We start from the raw sequence: 15,993 nt of genomic DNA, 5'->3' as shown, positions 1-15,993 counted from the left end.
GCGTCGATGTCGTCGCGACCGGGTCAAACGGGCAAGCAGCACGCCGATCCGGGACCTAGAATGAGAACAGCGCCGCATTCCCGACGCTCGCCGGTTGCCCCATTCTCCCGATTGCCCGCGACCATGACCATTCGCCACGAACGCTTCACCCGCCCCGCGCTGGGCGCTTTGTGCGTTGCAACGCTCGCAGCCCTCCAGGCGTGCAACGGCGATGCCTGCTTCGGTGTCGATGTCTGCTTCAACAACAATACGCAGACCGTCGCGCTGTCTGGCACGGCCGCGACGGGCGACGCGCTCGCGAGCGCGCAGGTGACGGTCAGTTGCGCGGCGGGCTCGGCGACGACGCTGACGGACGGCGGCGGCAACTACCGCGTGACGGTCAACGCCACGCTGCCGTGCGTCATCACCGTCACGTCGGGCGGCACGAGCCTGCATTCACTTGCGTATGCGGGCGGCACCTTCAATACGACGCCCGAGACCGAGCTGATGCTCGTGTATCTCGCGGCCCAGCTCGGCACGAACACGGCCGGGCTGATCGGTAATTTCCAGGGCAGCCTGCACGATCAGCAGGTGATGAACGACCCGAACGCGGTCCAGGCCGCGCAATCGGCCGTGGTGTCGAACCTGCAGCAGCGTTATGCGGTCACGCTCGCGACGCCTGCGTTCCTGACCACATCGTTCGTGGTCGGGCAACCGGGTGTCGACAGCGACCTCGTCGCGCTGGCCAGGGCAGGCGCGATCGATTCGAACGGACAGCCCGATCCGGCCGCCGTTTCGTTATTGGCGCAGGCCGGCGCCGCACATCCGCTGTAGGCAGTCCGGCACCGAGGAAGAACGGACGTCACGCGCCCGCTTCGCGCTCGCCGTCGGCCAGCAACGCCCACCGTTCGTGGTCGCGCCACTCGCCGCCGATGCGCAGATAGCGCGGCGAAAAACCCTCTTTCGTGAAGCCGAGCCGCCGCACCAGCGCGATCGACGCGTGGTTGCCCGGCTGGATGTTCGCTTCGAGCCGATGCAGACCCAGCTCGCCGAATGCGATGGCGATGGCCGCGCGCAGCGCATCCGTCATCAGCCCCTTGCGGCTGAAATCCGCCATCCCGTAGTACCCGAGATACGCGCTCTGAAACACGCCACCGACGATCTCGTTGAGATTCACGACACCGACCACCGCGCCGCAAGCCTGCTCGCGCGCGACGAGGCCGACGTTCGGCCCCGTCAGGCAGCGGGTGAACCATTGGTCGAATCCCGCCTGGTCGATGAACGAGTCGACCCACGGCAGATGGTGAGGCCGGCTCGCGCGGTTGGCGGCGATCAGGTCGGCGGCGTCGGATCGGGCGACGCGGTTCAGCAGGATCCGGTTCATGGTGGTCGGCAGGCAGCGCTTACGCGGCCTCCCCGCTCCCGCACACGACGGGCGCGGCCTGTTGCTGCGACAGGTAGCGCAGCAGCTTCGTCACCATCCATACGACGATGAACGACAGCGCGACGAAGAACACGGCAAGCGGCGTCAGCACATGGATCGACACGAAACCGGCCAGCCCCATCATCGCGGACGACACGAGCAGCAGCGCGCAGCCGAGGATCGCGCTCGTCAGCCCTGCGATATGCGGAAACAGCGAATTGCCCTTGGCCATCAGCGTCGGATACATCGCACCCGCGCAGAAGCCCATCACGAGCACCGGCGTCGCGAGCGTCCACACGCGCAGGCCGACGGTCAACGCGAGCACCAGCATCGCGACCGATGCGCCGGCCATCACGCGCGCGCCGATGCGCAGCCGTTGCTCCGCGCTCGGCAGCCCGCGGCCGTGAATCCGGTTCGACAGGCCGCCGAGGAAATACATCAGCCCGATCCCGAGCGCGAGGTAGCCGAAGAAGGTTGGCGGCTTGTGCAGCGTGGTCTGCACCATGAACGGTCCGACGATGTTGAACACGAGCAGGATGCTGTAGCACAGGCCCTGCGCGAGGAAGCAGCTCTGGAACACCGGGCTCGCCAGGACCTTGCCCGCATTCGTCATCAGCGTGCGCGGCTCGAGGTGCACCGGCTTCGGCAAGGTTTCACGGTAGTGCCACAGCAGCGCCCACATCGCCAGCGAGTACACCAGCAGGAACACGAGACATGCGCGCCAGCCGAACCATTCCTGCAGGTGCGCGCCGATCACCGGCGCGATGATCGGTGCGAGCCCCCACGCGATCGACATATACGTGAACGCGTGCATCAGCGCCTGGCCCGAGAACGAATCGGTGATGATCGCCTTCGCGAGCAGGTTGGTGGTCGCGATCCCGAATCCTTGCAGGCAGCGCGCCAGGATGAACGTCTCGAGATTCGGCGCGCCGAGCGACAGCAGGCAGCCGATCGTGTAGATCACGAGCCCGAACGCGAGCACGCGCTTGCGACCGTACGCGTCGGCGATCGGGCCGAAGATCAGCTGGCCGAGCGCATAGGCCGCCATGTAGCCGGACACGCTCGACTGGATCGCCTGCGGCGTGGTCGCGAACGACCGTGCCATATCGGGCAGCGCGGGCACGTAAATATCGATGGCGAGTTGACCGGCGGACGAAAACAGGCAGATCAGGAACAGCAGGAAGCGCGGCGAATTCGACTCGCGCGCGGAGTTGAGCGTGGCGTTCATGACGACTGGGAAGGATCTCGGGCAGCAGTGACGCGCCGCTAATGTTCGAATTGCGAACATGCGTGCGGTCGTGGCGAATCCCGTATTGTGCCTGTTGTTGCATCGCGCGACAGGATTCCCATGGCGCAGGCGCGGTTGAATGCCGATTGCCGCACATCCTGAAATGCGCGCTCCGGGGCGGTTCCGTCGTTGTGCCGGCCCGCCCGCCACGCGAGCCGGTCATCCACTCGACCGCTGACGCGTTTCGCCCCGCTCCCGAGCCGCCGGCATCCGCCGGCGGCCTTTCATCGCGATGACCGGATCAATACTGCGCCTGGTCCGTCGGATTCCTGAACAGCTGCTTCATCTCCGCCGACAACGGGTAGTCGAGGCTCACGCCCTTCGGCGGAATCGGTTGCGTGAACCACTGGTTGTAGAGCTTCTCGGCCGCGCCCGATGTCTGCAGCTTCGCGATCACGCCGTCGACGACATGCTTGAACGCCGGATCGTCCTTGCGCATCATGCACGCGTAGTTCTCGTGGACGAGCGGCGTGCCCGTCACCGTATACGCGCCCGGATTGCGATCCTTCGCGATCTCGCCGTACAGCAGCGGCTCGTCCATCACGAATGCCACCGCACGCCCGGTCGTGACGTTCATGAACGCTTCGGCGTGATCCTTCGCGCTGATGATCGTCATGTTCATCGCCTTCTCTTCGTTGAGCTTGCGCAACAGGCGCTCGTCCGACGTGCCGGCCGTCGTCGCGACCGTCTTGCCGGCCAGGTCCGAGAAGTCCTTCACGCCCGAATCCTTGCGCGTGCTGAAGCGGATGCCATATAAAAAGATGCTGTTCGAGAACGCGGCCTGCTTCTGCCGTTCGAGCGTGTTCGTCGTCGAGCCGCATTCGAAATCGATCGTCCCGTTCTGCAGCAGCGGAATCCGGTTCTGCGACGTGATCGGGATTTCCTTTACCGTGAGGTTCGGCGCGTTCAGTTCCGTCTTCAACTGGTCGATGATGCGCGACGCGATATCGCGCGAGTAGCCGATGTTCTTCTGCTGGTTGTCCGAATACGAGAACGGCACCGACGATTCGCGAATGCCCAGCGACACGACACCCGTGTCCTTGATCTTCTTCAGCGTACCGGTGAGGGCCTGCGCGTGCGCGGCGCCCGCCAGCGCACAGGACAGCGCGACAGCCAGCAAACGGAAGCGGCGATCCATGCTTTTCTCCTGATGAAACGTTGATCGAATCGCGATCCTACGCCCGACAATATTCGCGTCGCATCAGGGAAAGCGTAAACAACCTTCCACCCCGGCCGCGCCGTGAAAGACGTTTTCCGTGCCGCGCCAATCGCGTCCGCGCCGCACGTTTGGCCTGACCGGCCGCGCGCGGACTCGCCCCCCTATCTGTGCCACCCGTTCCAAACACGTGTTCATGCCGCAACGCAGCAACGTAACCGTTTGCGGCCCCCTCTGTTTTTCTCGTGAAAGGCACTCAAGAAGCCGCCGCGCAGGCCGTTACCCAGTGCATGGCGCGTCGCAGCAACCTTGCTGCAACCGTCAGACAAAAAAAGACAAGGTCCGGGTCAGCCGGACCAGCGCCACCGCCGGCACGACGGTTATCTACGAGGATCGAGTTTCAACATGAGAGCCAAACGTTTCAATTTTGCGCTGGCGCGCTCCGCACACGCGCGCATGCTCGCCGGCATGCTGTCCGCCGCCGCCCTTCTACCCCTCGCCGGTTGCGGCGGAGGCGGCGGCGACGGCAGCAACCCTTCCTCCTCCAACGCTGCACCGGCTCCGACGCCGTCCCCCACGCCCACTACCCCCACGACCCCACCCGCCTCCACCGGCAGCAACGCGTGCGCCACGCAGCAGGCCGCCGTGCAGATGGCCGCGCAGACGGCGCCGGTCGAGCCGCCCGTCGATCACCTGATCGTCAAGCTGAAGACGCTGACGGCCACGCGCGCGATGGCCGCCATCGACAACGGGACGCGGCTCGACGCGGTCATCCAGCGCTCGATGACGCGCTGGACGGCACCGGTGACCGGCAGCGCGCGTGCCTATGCGAGTTCGGTCGCGCAAGCGCCTGTGAACGTGCAGGTCGAGCGGACGATCTCGAACGGCGCAGCCGTGCTGTCGCTCGGCCAGCGCATGGCAGCGACCGACGCAGCCGCGCTCGCGCAGGCATTCGCGGCCGACAGCGATGTCGACTACGCGGAACCGGATCACCCGATGCAGGTTCGCGACACGCCGAGCGACCCGCTCTACAGCCAGCAGTGGTACCTGTCCGATCCGACGGCCGGAATCGACCTGCCGCCCGCGTGGAGCGTGACCAAGGGTTCGCCGACCGTCGTCACGGCCGTACTCGACACGGGCTACCGGCCGCACGCCGACCTCGTCGGCAACCTGCTGTCCGGCTACAGCTTCATCAGCAACGTCAACACCAGCAACAACGGCCTGACGCGCAGCCCTGACGCGACCGATCCGGGCGACTGGGTCACGCAGCAGGAACTCGACAACGCAAACGGCCCGTACTATCACTGCGCGAGCCAGCCAAGCGACAGCAGCTGGCACGGCACGCGCGTGATGGGCGTGATCGGCGCGACCGCCAACAACGGCACCGGTATCGCCGGCGTGTCGTGGCTCGGCCAGATCCTGCCGGTACGCGTACTCGGCAAGTGCGGCGGCGTGACGAGCGACATCGCGGACGGGATGCGCTGGGCAGCCGGCATCGCCGTCAACGGCGTCCCGACGAACCCGCGGCCCGCGAAGGTCATCAACCTGAGCCTCGGCGGCGTCGGCGCATGCAGCACGACGTTCCAGCAGGCGATCGACGACGTGACGGCGAAGGGCGTGACGGTCATCGTCGCAGCCGGCAACGACGGCCTGTCGACCGGGCTCGACCAGCCCGCGAACTGCCGCGGCGTGATCAGCGTCGGCGCGACCGACGCGACGGGCCGCCGCGCATCGTTCAGCAACTTCGGCGCCGATGTCGCGCTGAGCGCGCCGGGCGTCAACATCCTGTCGACGTCGAACACCGGCACGACGACGCCGGGCTCGGACACCTACGGCCCCGCGAACGGCACCAGCCTCGCGACGCCGCAAGTGACGGGTGTCGCCGCGCTGATGCTGTCGGTGAACGGCAACCTGACGCCCGCGCAGATCCAGCAGAAGCTGCAAGGCGGCACGCGCGCGGCGAAGCTGGCCGCCGGCACGTCGTGCACCGCGATGCCGGCAGGCTCGGGCATCCTCGATGCAGGGGCCGCTGTCGCGTCGGCAAACCTGTAACCGGCACCCGGTTCGACGCGGCCGCGCGCACGCCACCATGGCGTGTGCGCGGCCGTTTCGTTACCGGCCCTCCGGCGATTCCGCGTGCCCGCATCGACCCGATTACACGTCTCGAAATAACACCTGACAAAAGGGTTGACGCTTCGCACAGCGAGCCATTACCATCGCTCCCGTCTAATTACATGGAGTGTTCTGTGAACACCGATGCGAGTTGTAGTTGGTGCTTGACCAACTTGACTGCTGCCTGAGGAAAACGCGCAGAGCCTCGTCTTCTGCCGCATCCCGGGAAGCAGGATGCGGCGTCTTTCCGGCCTGACTACGGGCCAGATCTCCCGCCGAATTTTTCGATGTTGTCGAATGCACGCGACGCGCCGTCGCGCGTGTGCGTTCGCGTTGCGCGCGGCGCCAGCCGCGTGCGCCCTCCGTTCGCGTGCCGTCCGGCCGCGCGCCTTCGTGCGTGCGCGGCTGCCGATCGCCCGTGCCGACTATCCGCAACCGACAGGAGTGCAGATGAACTCAGACGACAGTAGTCGATTACCGCTCGCCGGTGCGACGCTGCGCATCGACACGCCGACCGCATCACGCGCGCCGGCGAGCGTTCCCGCCTTTACCGATCCACAGCCGATCGCGCCTGACGCGACGCGGCGGGGAGCGCTCGTGCGTCGATAACGTCACGGTCGCTCCCCGCCCGCCGCCTCGTGCGCAAGGAGCGACACATGACAACACGACACAACACCTCGCAGAAGAAGCAGCGCGGCTTCATCAAGACCGGCGCCGGCCAGCAGAACGAACCGCGCATCATGCGCGCCGCGCAGGAAGCGGCCCGGCCGCTCGAAGACACGCTGAAGGCGCTGCACACCAGCACGCGCGGCCTCACCCACGACCAGGCCGCCGACCGCCTGCAGCACTACGGCCCGAACGAAATCGCGCACGACAAGCCACCGCACTGGACCCGCCAGCTGCTGCTCTCGTTCCACAACCCGTTCGTCTACGTGCTGCTGGTGCTGGCCGCCATCAGCTTCTGCACCGACGTCTGGTTCGCGGCGCCCGACGATCGCGACTATGTCGGCATGACGATCCTGCTGACGATGGTCACGATCAGCGCGCTGCTGCGCTTCGTGCAGGAGTTCCGTTCGCTGCGCGCGGCCGAGAAGCTTAAGGCGATGGTCCGCACGACGGCGACCGTGCAGCGCGCGGTGACCGACACGGCCGAGCCCTCGCGCCGCGAGGTGCCGATGCGCGAAGTCGTGGCCGGCGACATCGTGCACCTGTCGGCCGGCGACATGATCCCGGCGGACGTGCGCCTGCTCGCATCGCGCGACCTGTTCATCAGCCAGGCCGTGCTGACTGGCGAGGCACTGCCCGTCGAGAAGTACGACACGCTCGGCGCGGTGGCAGGCAAATCCGCGAGCACGCGCGCGGCCAGCGCGGCGAACGATGCATCGGCGTCGCTGCTCGACCTCGAGAACGTCTGCTTCATGGGCACCAACGTCGTCAGCGGCACGGCGACGGCCGTCGTCGTCGCGACCGGCGAAGGCACGTACTTCGGTTCGCTCGCGCGCAACGTCGTGAGCCACAAGCGCATCGAGACGAGCTTCGACCGCGGCGTCGCGAGCGTGAGCTGGCTGCTGATCAAGTTCATGTTCGTGATGGTGCCGATCGTGTTCATGATCAACGGGCTGACCAAGGGCGACTGGCTGAGCGCGCTCACGTTCGCGCTCGCGGTGGCCGTGGGTCTCACGCCCGAGATGCTGCCGATGATCGTCAGCGCGAACCTCGCACGCGGCGCGGTCGCGATGGCGCGCCGCAAGGTCGTCGTGAAACGCCTGAACTCGGTGCAGAACTTCGGCGCGATGGACGTGCTGTGTACCGACAAGACCGGCACGCTCACGCAGGACAAGATCATCCTCGAACACCACCTCGACCTGTCCGGTCACAAGAACGAGGAAGTCCTGCGGCTCGGCTGGCTGAACAGCTTCCACCAGAGCGGCCAGAAGAACCTGATCGACATCGCGGTCGTCGCGCGCGCCGACGAGATCGGCGAACGCGTCAAGCCGCAAGGCTACAAGAAGATCGACGAACTGCCGTTCGACTTCGTGCGACGCCGCCTGTCGGTCGTCGTCGAGGACCGGCACGGCACGCACCTGCTGATCTGCAAGGGCGCGGTCGAGGAAATGCTGGCCGTCTCCACGCACGTTCAGGATGAGGACGGCGTACGCCCGCTCGACTTCGTCGCGCGCAAACGGCTGCTCGAACAGGCCACCGCCTACAACGAAGACGGCTTCCGCGTGCTCGTGCTCGCGACGCGCACGATTGCACGCGGCGACGAGCGCGCGCAGTACCGCACCGCCGACGAACACGATCTCGTCGTGCGCGGCTTCCTGACCTTCCTCGATCCGCCGAAGGAATCGGCCGCACCGGCGCTCGCCGCGCTGCGCGAAAACGGCGTCGCGGTGAAGGTGCTGACGGGCGACAACCCGACCGTCACGATGAAGGTCTGCCGCCAGGTCGGCCTCGAACCCGGCAAGCCGATGCTCGGCGCGGAAATCGAGGCGCTCGACGACGAAACGCTCGCGCTGGTCGTCGAACGCACGACCGTGTTCGCGAAGCTCACGCCGCTGCAGAAGGCGCGCATCGTCAAGGCGCTGCAGGCGAACGGCCATACGGTCGGCTTCCTCGGCGACGGCATCAACGATGCGCCCGCGCTGCGCGACGCCGACGTCGGCATCTCGGTCGACAGCGGCGCCGATATCGCGAAGGAAACCGCCGACATCATCCTGCTCGAAAAAAGCCTGATGGTGCTCGAGGAAGGCGTGATCAAGGGCCGCGAAACGTTCGGCAACATTCTGAAGTACCTGAACATGACCGCCAGCTCCAACTTCGGCAACGTGTTCTCGGTGCTCGTCGCCAGCGCGTTCCTGCCGTGGGAGCCGATGCTCGCGACGCAGCTGCTCGTGCTGAACCTGATCTACGACACGTCGCAGATGCTGCTGCCGTGGGACAAGATGGACCCCGAGTTCCTGAAGAAGCCGCGCAAGTGGGAAGCCGGCAACATCAGCCGCTTCATGCTGTGGGTCGGGCCGACGTCGTCGGTATTCGACATCACGACCTACATCCTGATGTGGACCGTGTTCGGCGCGGGCGCGTTGTATCACCTGAACGGCGGCACCGGCGGCCAGATCGTGATGAACTCGGGCTGGTTCATCGAGAGTCTCGTGTCGCAAACGCTCGTCGTGCACCTGCTGCGCACGCAGAAGATCCCGTTCCTGCAGAGCACGGCGTCGCTGCCGGTGCTGCTGTCGACCTTCACCGCGATCGCGATCGGCTGCTGGCTGCCGTTCTCGCCGTTCGCGGAAGCGATCGGCTTCATGCACCTGCCGGGCACCTACTGGCTGTGGCTCGCCGCGACGATGGTCGGCTACATCGTGCTCGCGCAGATCGTCAAGACGATTTACGTGCGCCGCTACAAGCAATGGTTCTGAACCCGTCCTGAATCCGTACTGGTTCCGTCCGGAGGACAACGTGCCGGCCCGCGCCATGCCGCGGGCCGGCACGCTCACGACACTCTACGGATAACGTGATGAAGAGAATCCTTCCGCTCGCCGCCGCGAGCACGCTCCTCGCACCCTTCGAAGCGTGTGCCGCCCATCCACTCGGCAGCGACGACACGGCGCGATGCATGCGCCGAGCCACGACACGACGGGCCGCATCAGCGGCCCGCTTTCATTCATCAAGCATCGTTCGCGCCGAACAGTTGCGCGCACACCGCGCGCCCTTCGTCGGTCAGCGCAGCGCTGCCGGTACCGTCTTCGTTCAGCGTCGTCGCGCTCAGGCCCGCGGCGTCGAGCTGCGTCAAGACGCGGCGCAGCGTGCTCATCGGCAGTTGCGTGCGCTTCGCGATCTTCGGTAGCGACCACGTCTTGCCGGCCGGATCGTTCGCGGCCTCGTTCAGCGTCGCGAGCGTAGCGACGAGTGCGGGATCGAGCGGGGAGTCGTCGGATTCTGAAGTCATCGGTTCGAGTTCGTCGGCCGGCGCGGGCCGGCATTCATTCAGGAAAGGCAATCGCGGACACTATACGCCGCGTCACGCGCCCTTGAGCGCGGCGCGCATGAACGACACGAAATGCTTCGTGACGGGATCGTCGCGATCGGACATCCATGCGAGCCCCACGCGCCACTTCGCGTCGCGACCGTCGAGCGGCAGCACCGTCGCATCGCGCAGCAGAAACCGCGCGCTCGACGGGATGAACGCGACGCCGACGCCAGCCGCGACGGAGGTCAGCACCGACTGCACATCCTCCGCCTGCTGCGTCACGTGCGGCACGAAGCGCCGCTCGATGCACCACCGGTCGATCTGTGCGGCGAGCCCCGCGCCGCGCGCGCGCTGCAGCGCGATGAAGCCGATTTCGTTGAGCACGTCGAGGTCGGCCGGCACGCGCTTGAAGCCGAGATGCGGCGGCACCGCGAGCGCGAGCGCTTCGTCGATCACCTTGAACGACGACAATCCTTCATCGGAAGGCAGGCGCAGGAAACCCGCGTCGAGCTTGCCCGCGCGCAACCGGCGCGTCTGCTCGGACGACGACAGGTCGCTCAGCGTGACCGCAATCCCCGGATTGCGACGCCGGAACTCGGCGATGAGCTTCGGTACGAGCGTCAGCACGGACAGGCAGATGCCGAGCCGCAGATGCCCGCGCTGCCCGCTCGCCGCTTCCCGTGCACGCGTGAGGATCTCGTCGGCGTCGCGCACGAGCGCCTGCGCATCGGGCAGGAAGCGTTCGCCGAACGGCGTCAGCTCCGCGCCGTGCCGGCCGCGCTCGAACAGCTTGCCGCCGAGGCTCGCCTCGAGCGCGCCGATCTGCTTGCTCAGCGCCGGCTGGCTCATGTACAGCACATCGGCCGCGCGGCTGAAATGGCACAGCTCGGTGACCGTCAGGAACGTGCGAAGCAGTTTCAGTTCCATTCTTGAAAGGAATCGTATCGATCGAAATATTCATTTTACTGATCGAATGGGGTGGCGTTCAATACGGACATGCCCTTCCCGGAATTCACTGCCATGTCTTTCGATCAAATCGTTGATCGTGTGGTCGAGCCGTCATGCGATGACGCGGACGCAACCCGGCACGCAGCCACACCCGATGTGCGTACACCGAAACGTCGCGCCAAACGCGCCGACGGACGCAGCCGCCGTTTCCGCTTCGGCGATGCGATCGAAGCACCGCCGCCGCGCGCCGTGACAGGTTCGATCGCGATCAGTTTCGCAGTCGTGTCACGGCGGAACTGGCCGCGCTGAACGGCACGCCTGCGCGGCCTTCAGTACACGCGCACCGCCGACAGGCAGTACGAAAACGCGCCGAATCCGCGCGCATCACGCGTCATTGCGACTCATCCCATCGTCATCGCCACGCGATCGACCGTATAATTTCCCGCACCCGCTGACCGCCCATGTATTCCGCGCAGTCGCATTGCGCGTGAAAAGGAGACTTTCGCTTGACCGGCCTCATCGCGCGCGTGCCTCGCGCCCGGACCACCCTGATCCTCGCCCTCTCGTTCCTGCTGCTCGCGTTTGCCGCGAATGCTTCCGCGCAACGCGTGCAGCCGCATCGCACCGTGCAGGCCCAGCCGCACGCACACACGAAAGCCGTCAAGAAAAAGCCCCATCGCAAGAAAAAGGCCGTCAAGCATCGCCGCCCGCGCGTGAAGCATCCGCCCGTCAAACGTCACGCCGTACCCGCGCCGCAGCAGCGGCGCGCGAAGCGCACGACCGCCGTGCGCCCGCGCCCGGCCGCGAAACCGAAGCTGCTCGCCAGTTGCGGCTACACGCCGCGCGCGGTCAATTCCCTGCATTCACGCGCGGCGTACGTGCTCGACGTCGATTCCGGCACGCCGCTGCTGGCCCGCAATGCACGCACGGTCCGGCCGATCGCGTCGATCTCGAAGCTGATGACGGCCGTCGTCGCGCGTGATGCCGACCGTCCGCTGAACGGCGTGCTGCGCGTCACCGCGCACGACCGCGACACGATCAAGTTCACCGGTTCGCGCCTGCAGGTCGGCTCGGAGCTGTCGCGCCGCGAGATGTTCCATATCGCGCTGATGTCGTCGGAGAACCGCGCGGCCGCCGCGCTGAGCCGCGACTATCCGGGCGGGCGCGCCGCGTTCGTCAAGGCGATGAACCGCGAAGCGCGTCGGCTCGGCATGCGCCATACGCACTTCCGCGAGCCGACCGGCCTGTCGCCGCACAACGTGTCGACGGCCGAGGATCTCGCGAAGCTCGTCGACGCGGCGGCGCAAGATCCGCTGATCCGCTATTTCTCGACGGACACGTCGACCACCGTGCGCCCGGGCGACGGCGAACTCGTGTACGTGAATTCCGACCCGCTCGCGCGCTATCGCCGCCTGCCGATCCGGTTGCAGAAAACCGGCTTCATCAACGAATCGGGGCACGGCGTCGTGATGCGCATGCGCGTGAAGGGCCGCCGCGAAACGGTCGTGCTGCTCGGCGCGCCGACGCGTGCGGGCGTATCGAGCGACGCGCTCAAGATCCACCGCTGGCTGTCCTGCTCGATCCAGTAAGCACGCGCAGGCAGACGCTACTTCCTCGACAGGAGCGATGCGATGCAGGACGAATACCGCTTCAACGCCTTCGGACGGCTGCTCGCCGTGGTGCGCGCGAACGGCCGCTGGGCCGTGTTCGATCTCGGTGTCGAAGGCAAGCGGCGACTGGCCAACCTGCAGATTCCGTCCGCGCTCGCCGCGGACGAACTCGCGCAATACCTCGGCGACCTGCTGCACGAGAACGCAACCCCGAAAAACAGCGAAGTCGTCCCGGTCGCCCCGCGCTGCGCGTAATCGCAGGCCGGGCCACACTACGATCCGGCGGAAAATTACACAGTTAAACTTGCAAGTTAAACTGTCGTATCCTATGATCCGCCGCATGAACCCGCCACGCAAACCCGGCGTTTCCGCCGACACCGTCGCCGCCGACCTGACCCTCGCAGTCGGCCAGTTGATCCGCCGGCTGCGCTCCGAGATCGAATCCGAAGGGCTCGGCATGTCGCAGACCAGCGCGCTCGCGCGGCTCGAGCAGCAAGGGCCGATGACGACCGCCGACCTCGCACGCGCCGAAGCGATGAAGCCGCAGTCGATGAAGGCGATTCTCGCGAGCCTCGAGGAAGACGGGCTCGTCGAGCGCGAACCGCATCCGACCGACGGCCGCCAGATCCTGTTCCAGCTGACCGCGGTCGGCCTCGACGCGCGTCGCAAGCGCCATATCGCGAAGCACCAGTGGCTCGGTGCCGCGATCGAAAAGCTCGATCCCGAAGAAATCCGCACGCTCGCCACGGCGATCCCGCTGATCCGCCGCATCGGCGACCAATGAATCCGGCCGGCGCGCCACGCGGCATCCGCGCGCCCGGCTTTCCCTGCCCTTTTCACGGAGCCCCATCATGAGCGCAACCCGTCTCGACACGAACACGGCACTCGTCGTCATCGACCTGCAGAAAGGCATCGTCGCCCTCCCCACCGCCCACCCGGTCGCGCCGGTGATCGCGCACGCCCGCACGCTGCTCGACGCATTCCGCAGCCGCGGCCTGCCGGTCGTGCTCGTCAACGTCGCCGGTGGTGCGCCGGGCCGCACGCAGCAGCAGGTACGCCTGGACGCGCTGCCGGCCGACTGGGCCGAACTCGTGCCCGAACTGGACCGCCAGCCGAACGACCATGTCGTGACGAAAAAGACCTGGGGCGCATTTACCGGCACGGATCTCGACGCGCACCTGAAGGCGGCCGGCGTTACGCAGATCGTGCTGACCGGCGTCGCGACGAGCATCGGCGTCGAATCGACCGCACGGCAGGCCCACGAACTCGGCTACAACGTGACGCTCGCCGTCGACGCGATGACCGACCTCAACGCGGACGCGCACGCGAACAGCATCGAGCGCCTGTTCCCGCGCCTCGGCGAGACCGGCACGACGCAGGACATCGTCGCGCTGCTCGACCAGCGCGGCGCGTGAGCGAAAAACGCACGCATCCGACGCCGGGCCCGGCAGCCGGCCCGGTCGATCCGTCGATCTGGAAGGTCAGCGCGGTCGCGACGCTCGGCTCGCTGCTGTCGCAGCTCGACGCGACGATCGTCAACGTATCGCTGTCGAACCTCGCGTCCGACCTGCACACCAGCCTGTCGACGATCCAGTGGGTGACGAGCGGCTACCTGCTCGCGCTCACGCTGGTGCTGCCCCTGAATGGCTGGCTCGTCGACCGCATCGGCGCGAAAGCACTGTATCTGTGGTGTTTCTCGGCGTTCACGCTCACGTCGGCACTGTGCGGGCTCGCGTGGTCCGCGCCGTCGCTGATCGCGTTCCGCGTGCTGCAAGGCGTGAGCGGCGGGCTGCTCGCGCCAATGGCTCAGATGATGATCGCGCGTGTCGCCGGCCAGCAGATGGCGCGCGTGATCGGCTACGCGGCGGTGCCGGTGCTGCTCGCGCCGATCCTCGGCCCGGTGGTCGCCGGCGCGATCCTGCAGCATGCGTCGTGGCGCTGGCTGTTTCTCGTGAACCTGCCCGTCGGCGCGCTCGCCCTCGCGCTGGCCGCGCGCTTCCTGCCCGGCGACCGCGACGACGCGCAGCGCCGTGAACTCGACTGGGTCGGCCTCGCGCTGCTGTCGCCCGCCCTCGTGCTGTTCCTGTACGGCGCCGAACGAATCGGCTCGGCATTCGGCATCGCCGCGGTCGCATGCTCGGCGTTGCTGCTCGCCGCGTTCCTGCGCTTCGAGCAGCGCAAGGGCGAACATGCGCTGATCGATCTCGCGCTGTTTCGCTCGCGCGTATTCGGCGCGGCGGCCGGCACGCAGTTCCTGTCGAACGGCGCGATGTATGCGGGCCAGATGCTGATCCCCGTGTTCCTGATCCAGGCGTGCGGGCGTTCGCCGGGCGAGATGGGCTGGCTGCTCGCGCCGCTCGGGCTCGGCATGCTCGTCACCTATCCGTCGATGGGCGCGCTGACGAGCCGGTTCGGCGTGCGGCGGCTGGCCGCGGCCGGCGCGTTGCTCGCGCTCGTCGCGACGCTGCCGTTCGTGTTCCTCGCGCTGACCGGCTTCGACCCGGTTGTGCTCGTACCGGCGCTTTTCCTGCGCGGCATGGGCCAGAGCGCGATCGGCGCGCCGTCGATCACCGCCGCGTATGCGTCAGTGGAACGCCGCAACCTGCCGATGGCGACGACATCGCTCAATATCGTGCAGCGCCTCGGCGGTCCGACGTTCACGACGATGTGCACGCTGTTCCTCGCATGGCGGCTGCATGCCGAATCGGTGTCGGCCGGCGGCTCGCAGGCTGTCGCGTACGCATGGGCATTCGGCTTGCTGTGTGCACTGCATGCGGCGAGCTTCGTCACGACGCTTTGGCTGCCGCTATGGTCGAGCGGCGCCGGCGGCCGACCGGCCGTCGCTGCGCGGGCCGGTTCGCGCTGAACAGGGGGCGCGCCGCGCGACGCGCGCGGCCGCCCCGCTACGGCAGCCACATCGGTACGATCGAGATCACGAGCAGTAGCCCAAGGCCCGCATTCAGGCAACGCCACTGCCGCTCGGTGCGCAACACGCGCGCGAACAGGAGCCCGGCAAAACACCACAATGACAGCGACGCCATCGCGGCCACGCCGAACGCGAGCCCGAGCAACACGCCGAGCCGTGCCGGACCGGACGCAAGCGCGGCGAACGACGCGGCCGCGCCGAGCGTCATCGCCCAGCCTTTCGGGTTGTGCCACAGCATCCACACGCCGCTGATGAACCCTTGCGGCCGATTTACGGCGGCATCGAGCCGCGGCTTGCCGCCGCGCCCGATGCGCACGGCCAACCATACGAGGTACAACGAGCCGGCTGCCTTCATCGCGAGCTGCAGTGCCGGCAGTGCGAGCAGCACGCCGCCGAGCCCGGCCGCCGCCGCGGCTGCCATCGACGCCAGACCGGCCGCGATGCCCGTCATCATCGGCAGCGAACGCCGGTAGCCGAAATGCGCACCCGACGCGGTCGCGAGCGTCGTCGCGCCGCCCGGCGTCACGGTGGATACCATCACGAACAGCATCAGCGGCAGGTAGTCGTGAAGCGGCACG

At 67.2% G+C, this 15,993-nt stretch carries 16 protein-coding genes; 10 read left to right on the top strand and 6 right to left on the bottom strand.

Features of this window, described 5'->3' with window-relative positions; genetic code table 11:
- The first annotated feature begins 123 nt into the window (after positions 1–123).
- A complete protein-coding gene (locus U5809_RS03345; protein WP_322085520.1) occupies positions 124–813 on the top strand; it encodes a hypothetical protein in 690 nt (229 codons plus the stop codon).
- Positions 814–841: 28 nt separating this feature from the next.
- Here U5809_RS03345 and U5809_RS03340 read toward each other — a convergent pair whose 3' ends face one another.
- From U5809_RS03340 to U5809_RS03330, 3 genes are all read right to left on the bottom strand, one after another.
- Positions 842–1,363 carry a GNAT family protein gene (locus U5809_RS03340; protein ID WP_322085519.1) on the bottom strand — a complete coding sequence of 174 codons (522 nt, stop codon included), beginning with the start codon at positions 1,361–1,363 and terminating at the stop codon, positions 842–844.
- Positions 1,364–1,382: 19 nt separating this feature from the next.
- Entirely contained in the window at positions 1,383–2,630 is a 1,248-nt protein-coding gene (locus U5809_RS03335; RefSeq protein ID WP_322085518.1) for a multidrug effflux MFS transporter, read from the bottom strand.
- A gap of 301 nt (positions 2,631–2,931) precedes the next feature.
- Positions 2,932–3,828: a glutamate/aspartate ABC transporter substrate-binding protein gene (locus U5809_RS03330; RefSeq protein WP_322085517.1), complete on the bottom strand. Its 897-nt coding sequence runs from the start codon at positions 3,826–3,828 to the stop codon at positions 2,932–2,934.
- Positions 3,829–4,251: 423 nt separating this feature from the next.
- Here U5809_RS03330 and U5809_RS03325 point away from each other — a divergent pair, with 423 nt between their 5' ends.
- The 3 genes from U5809_RS03325 (at position 4,252) to mgtA (ending at position 9,380) form a co-directional block, all read left to right on the top strand.
- Complete coding sequence (locus tag U5809_RS03325) at positions 4,252–5,898, top strand: S8 family peptidase (protein ID WP_322085516.1); 1,647 nt, start codon at positions 4,252–4,254, stop codon at positions 5,896–5,898.
- 510 nt (positions 5,899–6,408) lie between these two features.
- A complete protein-coding gene (locus U5809_RS03320) occupies positions 6,409–6,567 on the top strand; it encodes a hypothetical protein (protein WP_174991229.1) in 159 nt (52 codons plus the stop codon).
- Between the two features lie 47 nt (positions 6,568–6,614).
- Positions 6,615–9,380, top strand: coding sequence for a magnesium-translocating P-type ATPase (gene mgtA / locus U5809_RS03315; protein WP_322085515.1), 2,766 nt, complete (start codon positions 6,615–6,617; stop codon positions 9,378–9,380).
- Between the two features lie 248 nt (positions 9,381–9,628).
- Here mgtA and U5809_RS03305 read toward each other — a convergent pair whose 3' ends face one another.
- Positions 9,629–9,910: a transcriptional regulator gene (locus U5809_RS03305; protein ID WP_176045678.1), complete on the bottom strand. Its 282-nt coding sequence runs from the start codon at positions 9,908–9,910 to the stop codon at positions 9,629–9,631.
- Positions 9,911–9,982: 72 nt separating this feature from the next.
- Positions 9,983–10,858 carry a LysR family transcriptional regulator gene (locus U5809_RS03300; RefSeq protein WP_322085514.1) on the bottom strand — a complete coding sequence of 292 codons (876 nt, stop codon included), beginning with the start codon at positions 10,856–10,858 and terminating at the stop codon, positions 9,983–9,985.
- Between the two features lie 51 nt (positions 10,859–10,909).
- Between U5809_RS03300 and U5809_RS03295 the strand changes: the two genes are divergently transcribed.
- The 6 genes from U5809_RS03295 to U5809_RS03270 all read left to right on the top strand — a co-directional run bounded on the left by U5809_RS03295 (position 10,910) and on the right by U5809_RS03270 (position 15,355).
- A complete protein-coding gene (locus U5809_RS03295; protein WP_322085513.1) occupies positions 10,910–11,188 on the top strand; it encodes a hypothetical protein in 279 nt (92 codons plus the stop codon).
- A gap of 197 nt (positions 11,189–11,385) precedes the next feature.
- Positions 11,386–12,468, top strand: coding sequence for a serine hydrolase (locus U5809_RS03290; protein WP_322085512.1), 1,083 nt, complete (start codon positions 11,386–11,388; stop codon positions 12,466–12,468).
- A 42-nt stretch (positions 12,469–12,510) separates the two neighbouring features.
- The gene (locus U5809_RS03285; protein ID WP_322085511.1) at positions 12,511–12,744 is read left to right on the top strand and encodes a hypothetical protein; all 234 of its coding nucleotides are present in this window, start codon (positions 12,511–12,513) and stop codon (positions 12,742–12,744) included.
- Positions 12,745–12,817: 73 nt separating this feature from the next.
- Positions 12,818–13,273, top strand: coding sequence for a MarR family transcriptional regulator (locus U5809_RS03280; protein WP_322085510.1), 456 nt, complete (start codon positions 12,818–12,820; stop codon positions 13,271–13,273).
- A gap of 67 nt (positions 13,274–13,340) precedes the next feature.
- Positions 13,341–13,904, top strand: coding sequence for an isochorismatase family protein (locus tag U5809_RS03275; protein ID WP_322085509.1), 564 nt, complete (start codon positions 13,341–13,343; stop codon positions 13,902–13,904).
- Positions 13,901–15,355, top strand: coding sequence for a DHA2 family efflux MFS transporter permease subunit (locus tag U5809_RS03270; RefSeq protein ID WP_322085508.1), 1,455 nt, complete (start codon positions 13,901–13,903; stop codon positions 15,353–15,355). The genes U5809_RS03275 and U5809_RS03270 overlap by 4 nt, the downstream gene beginning before the upstream one ends.
- 37 nt (positions 15,356–15,392) lie before the next feature.
- Here the strand turns inward: U5809_RS03270 and U5809_RS03265 are convergent, their stop codons facing one another.
- Positions 15,393–15,992: a LysE family translocator gene (locus U5809_RS03265; RefSeq protein ID WP_322085507.1), complete on the bottom strand. Its 600-nt coding sequence runs from the start codon at positions 15,990–15,992 to the stop codon at positions 15,393–15,395.
- Position 15,993 lies beyond the last annotated feature (1 nt).

Origin of the sequence: Burkholderia sp. BCC1999, assembly GCF_905339975.1 — a bacterium.
In the GTDB taxonomy this organism is placed as follows: domain Bacteria; phylum Pseudomonadota; class Gammaproteobacteria; order Burkholderiales; family Burkholderiaceae; genus Burkholderia.
This window is presented reverse-complemented; position numbering and strand designations above follow the sequence as displayed.

Bases quoted from the DNA above. Each gene is read 5' to 3' on its own strand.
- U5809_RS03330 (WP_322085517.1), bottom strand. From the start codon at position 3,828: ATGGATCGCCGCTTCCGTTTGCTGGCTGTCGCGCTGTCCTGTGCGCTG.
- U5809_RS03335 (WP_322085518.1), bottom strand. From the start codon at position 2,630: ATGAACGCCACGCTCAACTCCGCGCGCGAGTCGAATTCGCCGCGCTTC.
- U5809_RS03300 (WP_322085514.1), bottom strand. From the start codon at position 10,858: ATGGAACTGAAACTGCTTCGCACGTTCCTGACGGTCACCGAGCTGTGC.
- U5809_RS03285 (WP_322085511.1), top strand. From the start codon at position 12,511: ATGCAGGACGAATACCGCTTCAACGCCTTCGGACGGCTGCTCGCCGTG.
- U5809_RS03345 (WP_322085520.1), top strand. From the start codon at position 124: ATGACCATTCGCCACGAACGCTTCACCCGCCCCGCGCTGGGCGCTTTG.
- U5809_RS03280 (WP_322085510.1), top strand. From the start codon at position 12,818: ATGATCCGCCGCATGAACCCGCCACGCAAACCCGGCGTTTCCGCCGAC.
- U5809_RS03320 (WP_174991229.1), top strand. From the start codon at position 6,409: ATGAACTCAGACGACAGTAGTCGATTACCGCTCGCCGGTGCGACGCTG.
- mgtA (WP_322085515.1), top strand. From the start codon at position 6,615: ATGACAACACGACACAACACCTCGCAGAAGAAGCAGCGCGGCTTCATC.
- U5809_RS03275 (WP_322085509.1), top strand. From the start codon at position 13,341: ATGAGCGCAACCCGTCTCGACACGAACACGGCACTCGTCGTCATCGAC.
- U5809_RS03325 (WP_322085516.1), top strand. From the start codon at position 4,252: ATGAGAGCCAAACGTTTCAATTTTGCGCTGGCGCGCTCCGCACACGCG.
- U5809_RS03305 (WP_176045678.1), bottom strand. From the start codon at position 9,910: ATGACTTCAGAATCCGACGACTCCCCGCTCGATCCCGCACTCGTCGCT.
- U5809_RS03340 (WP_322085519.1), bottom strand. From the start codon at position 1,363: ATGAACCGGATCCTGCTGAACCGCGTCGCCCGATCCGACGCCGCCGAC.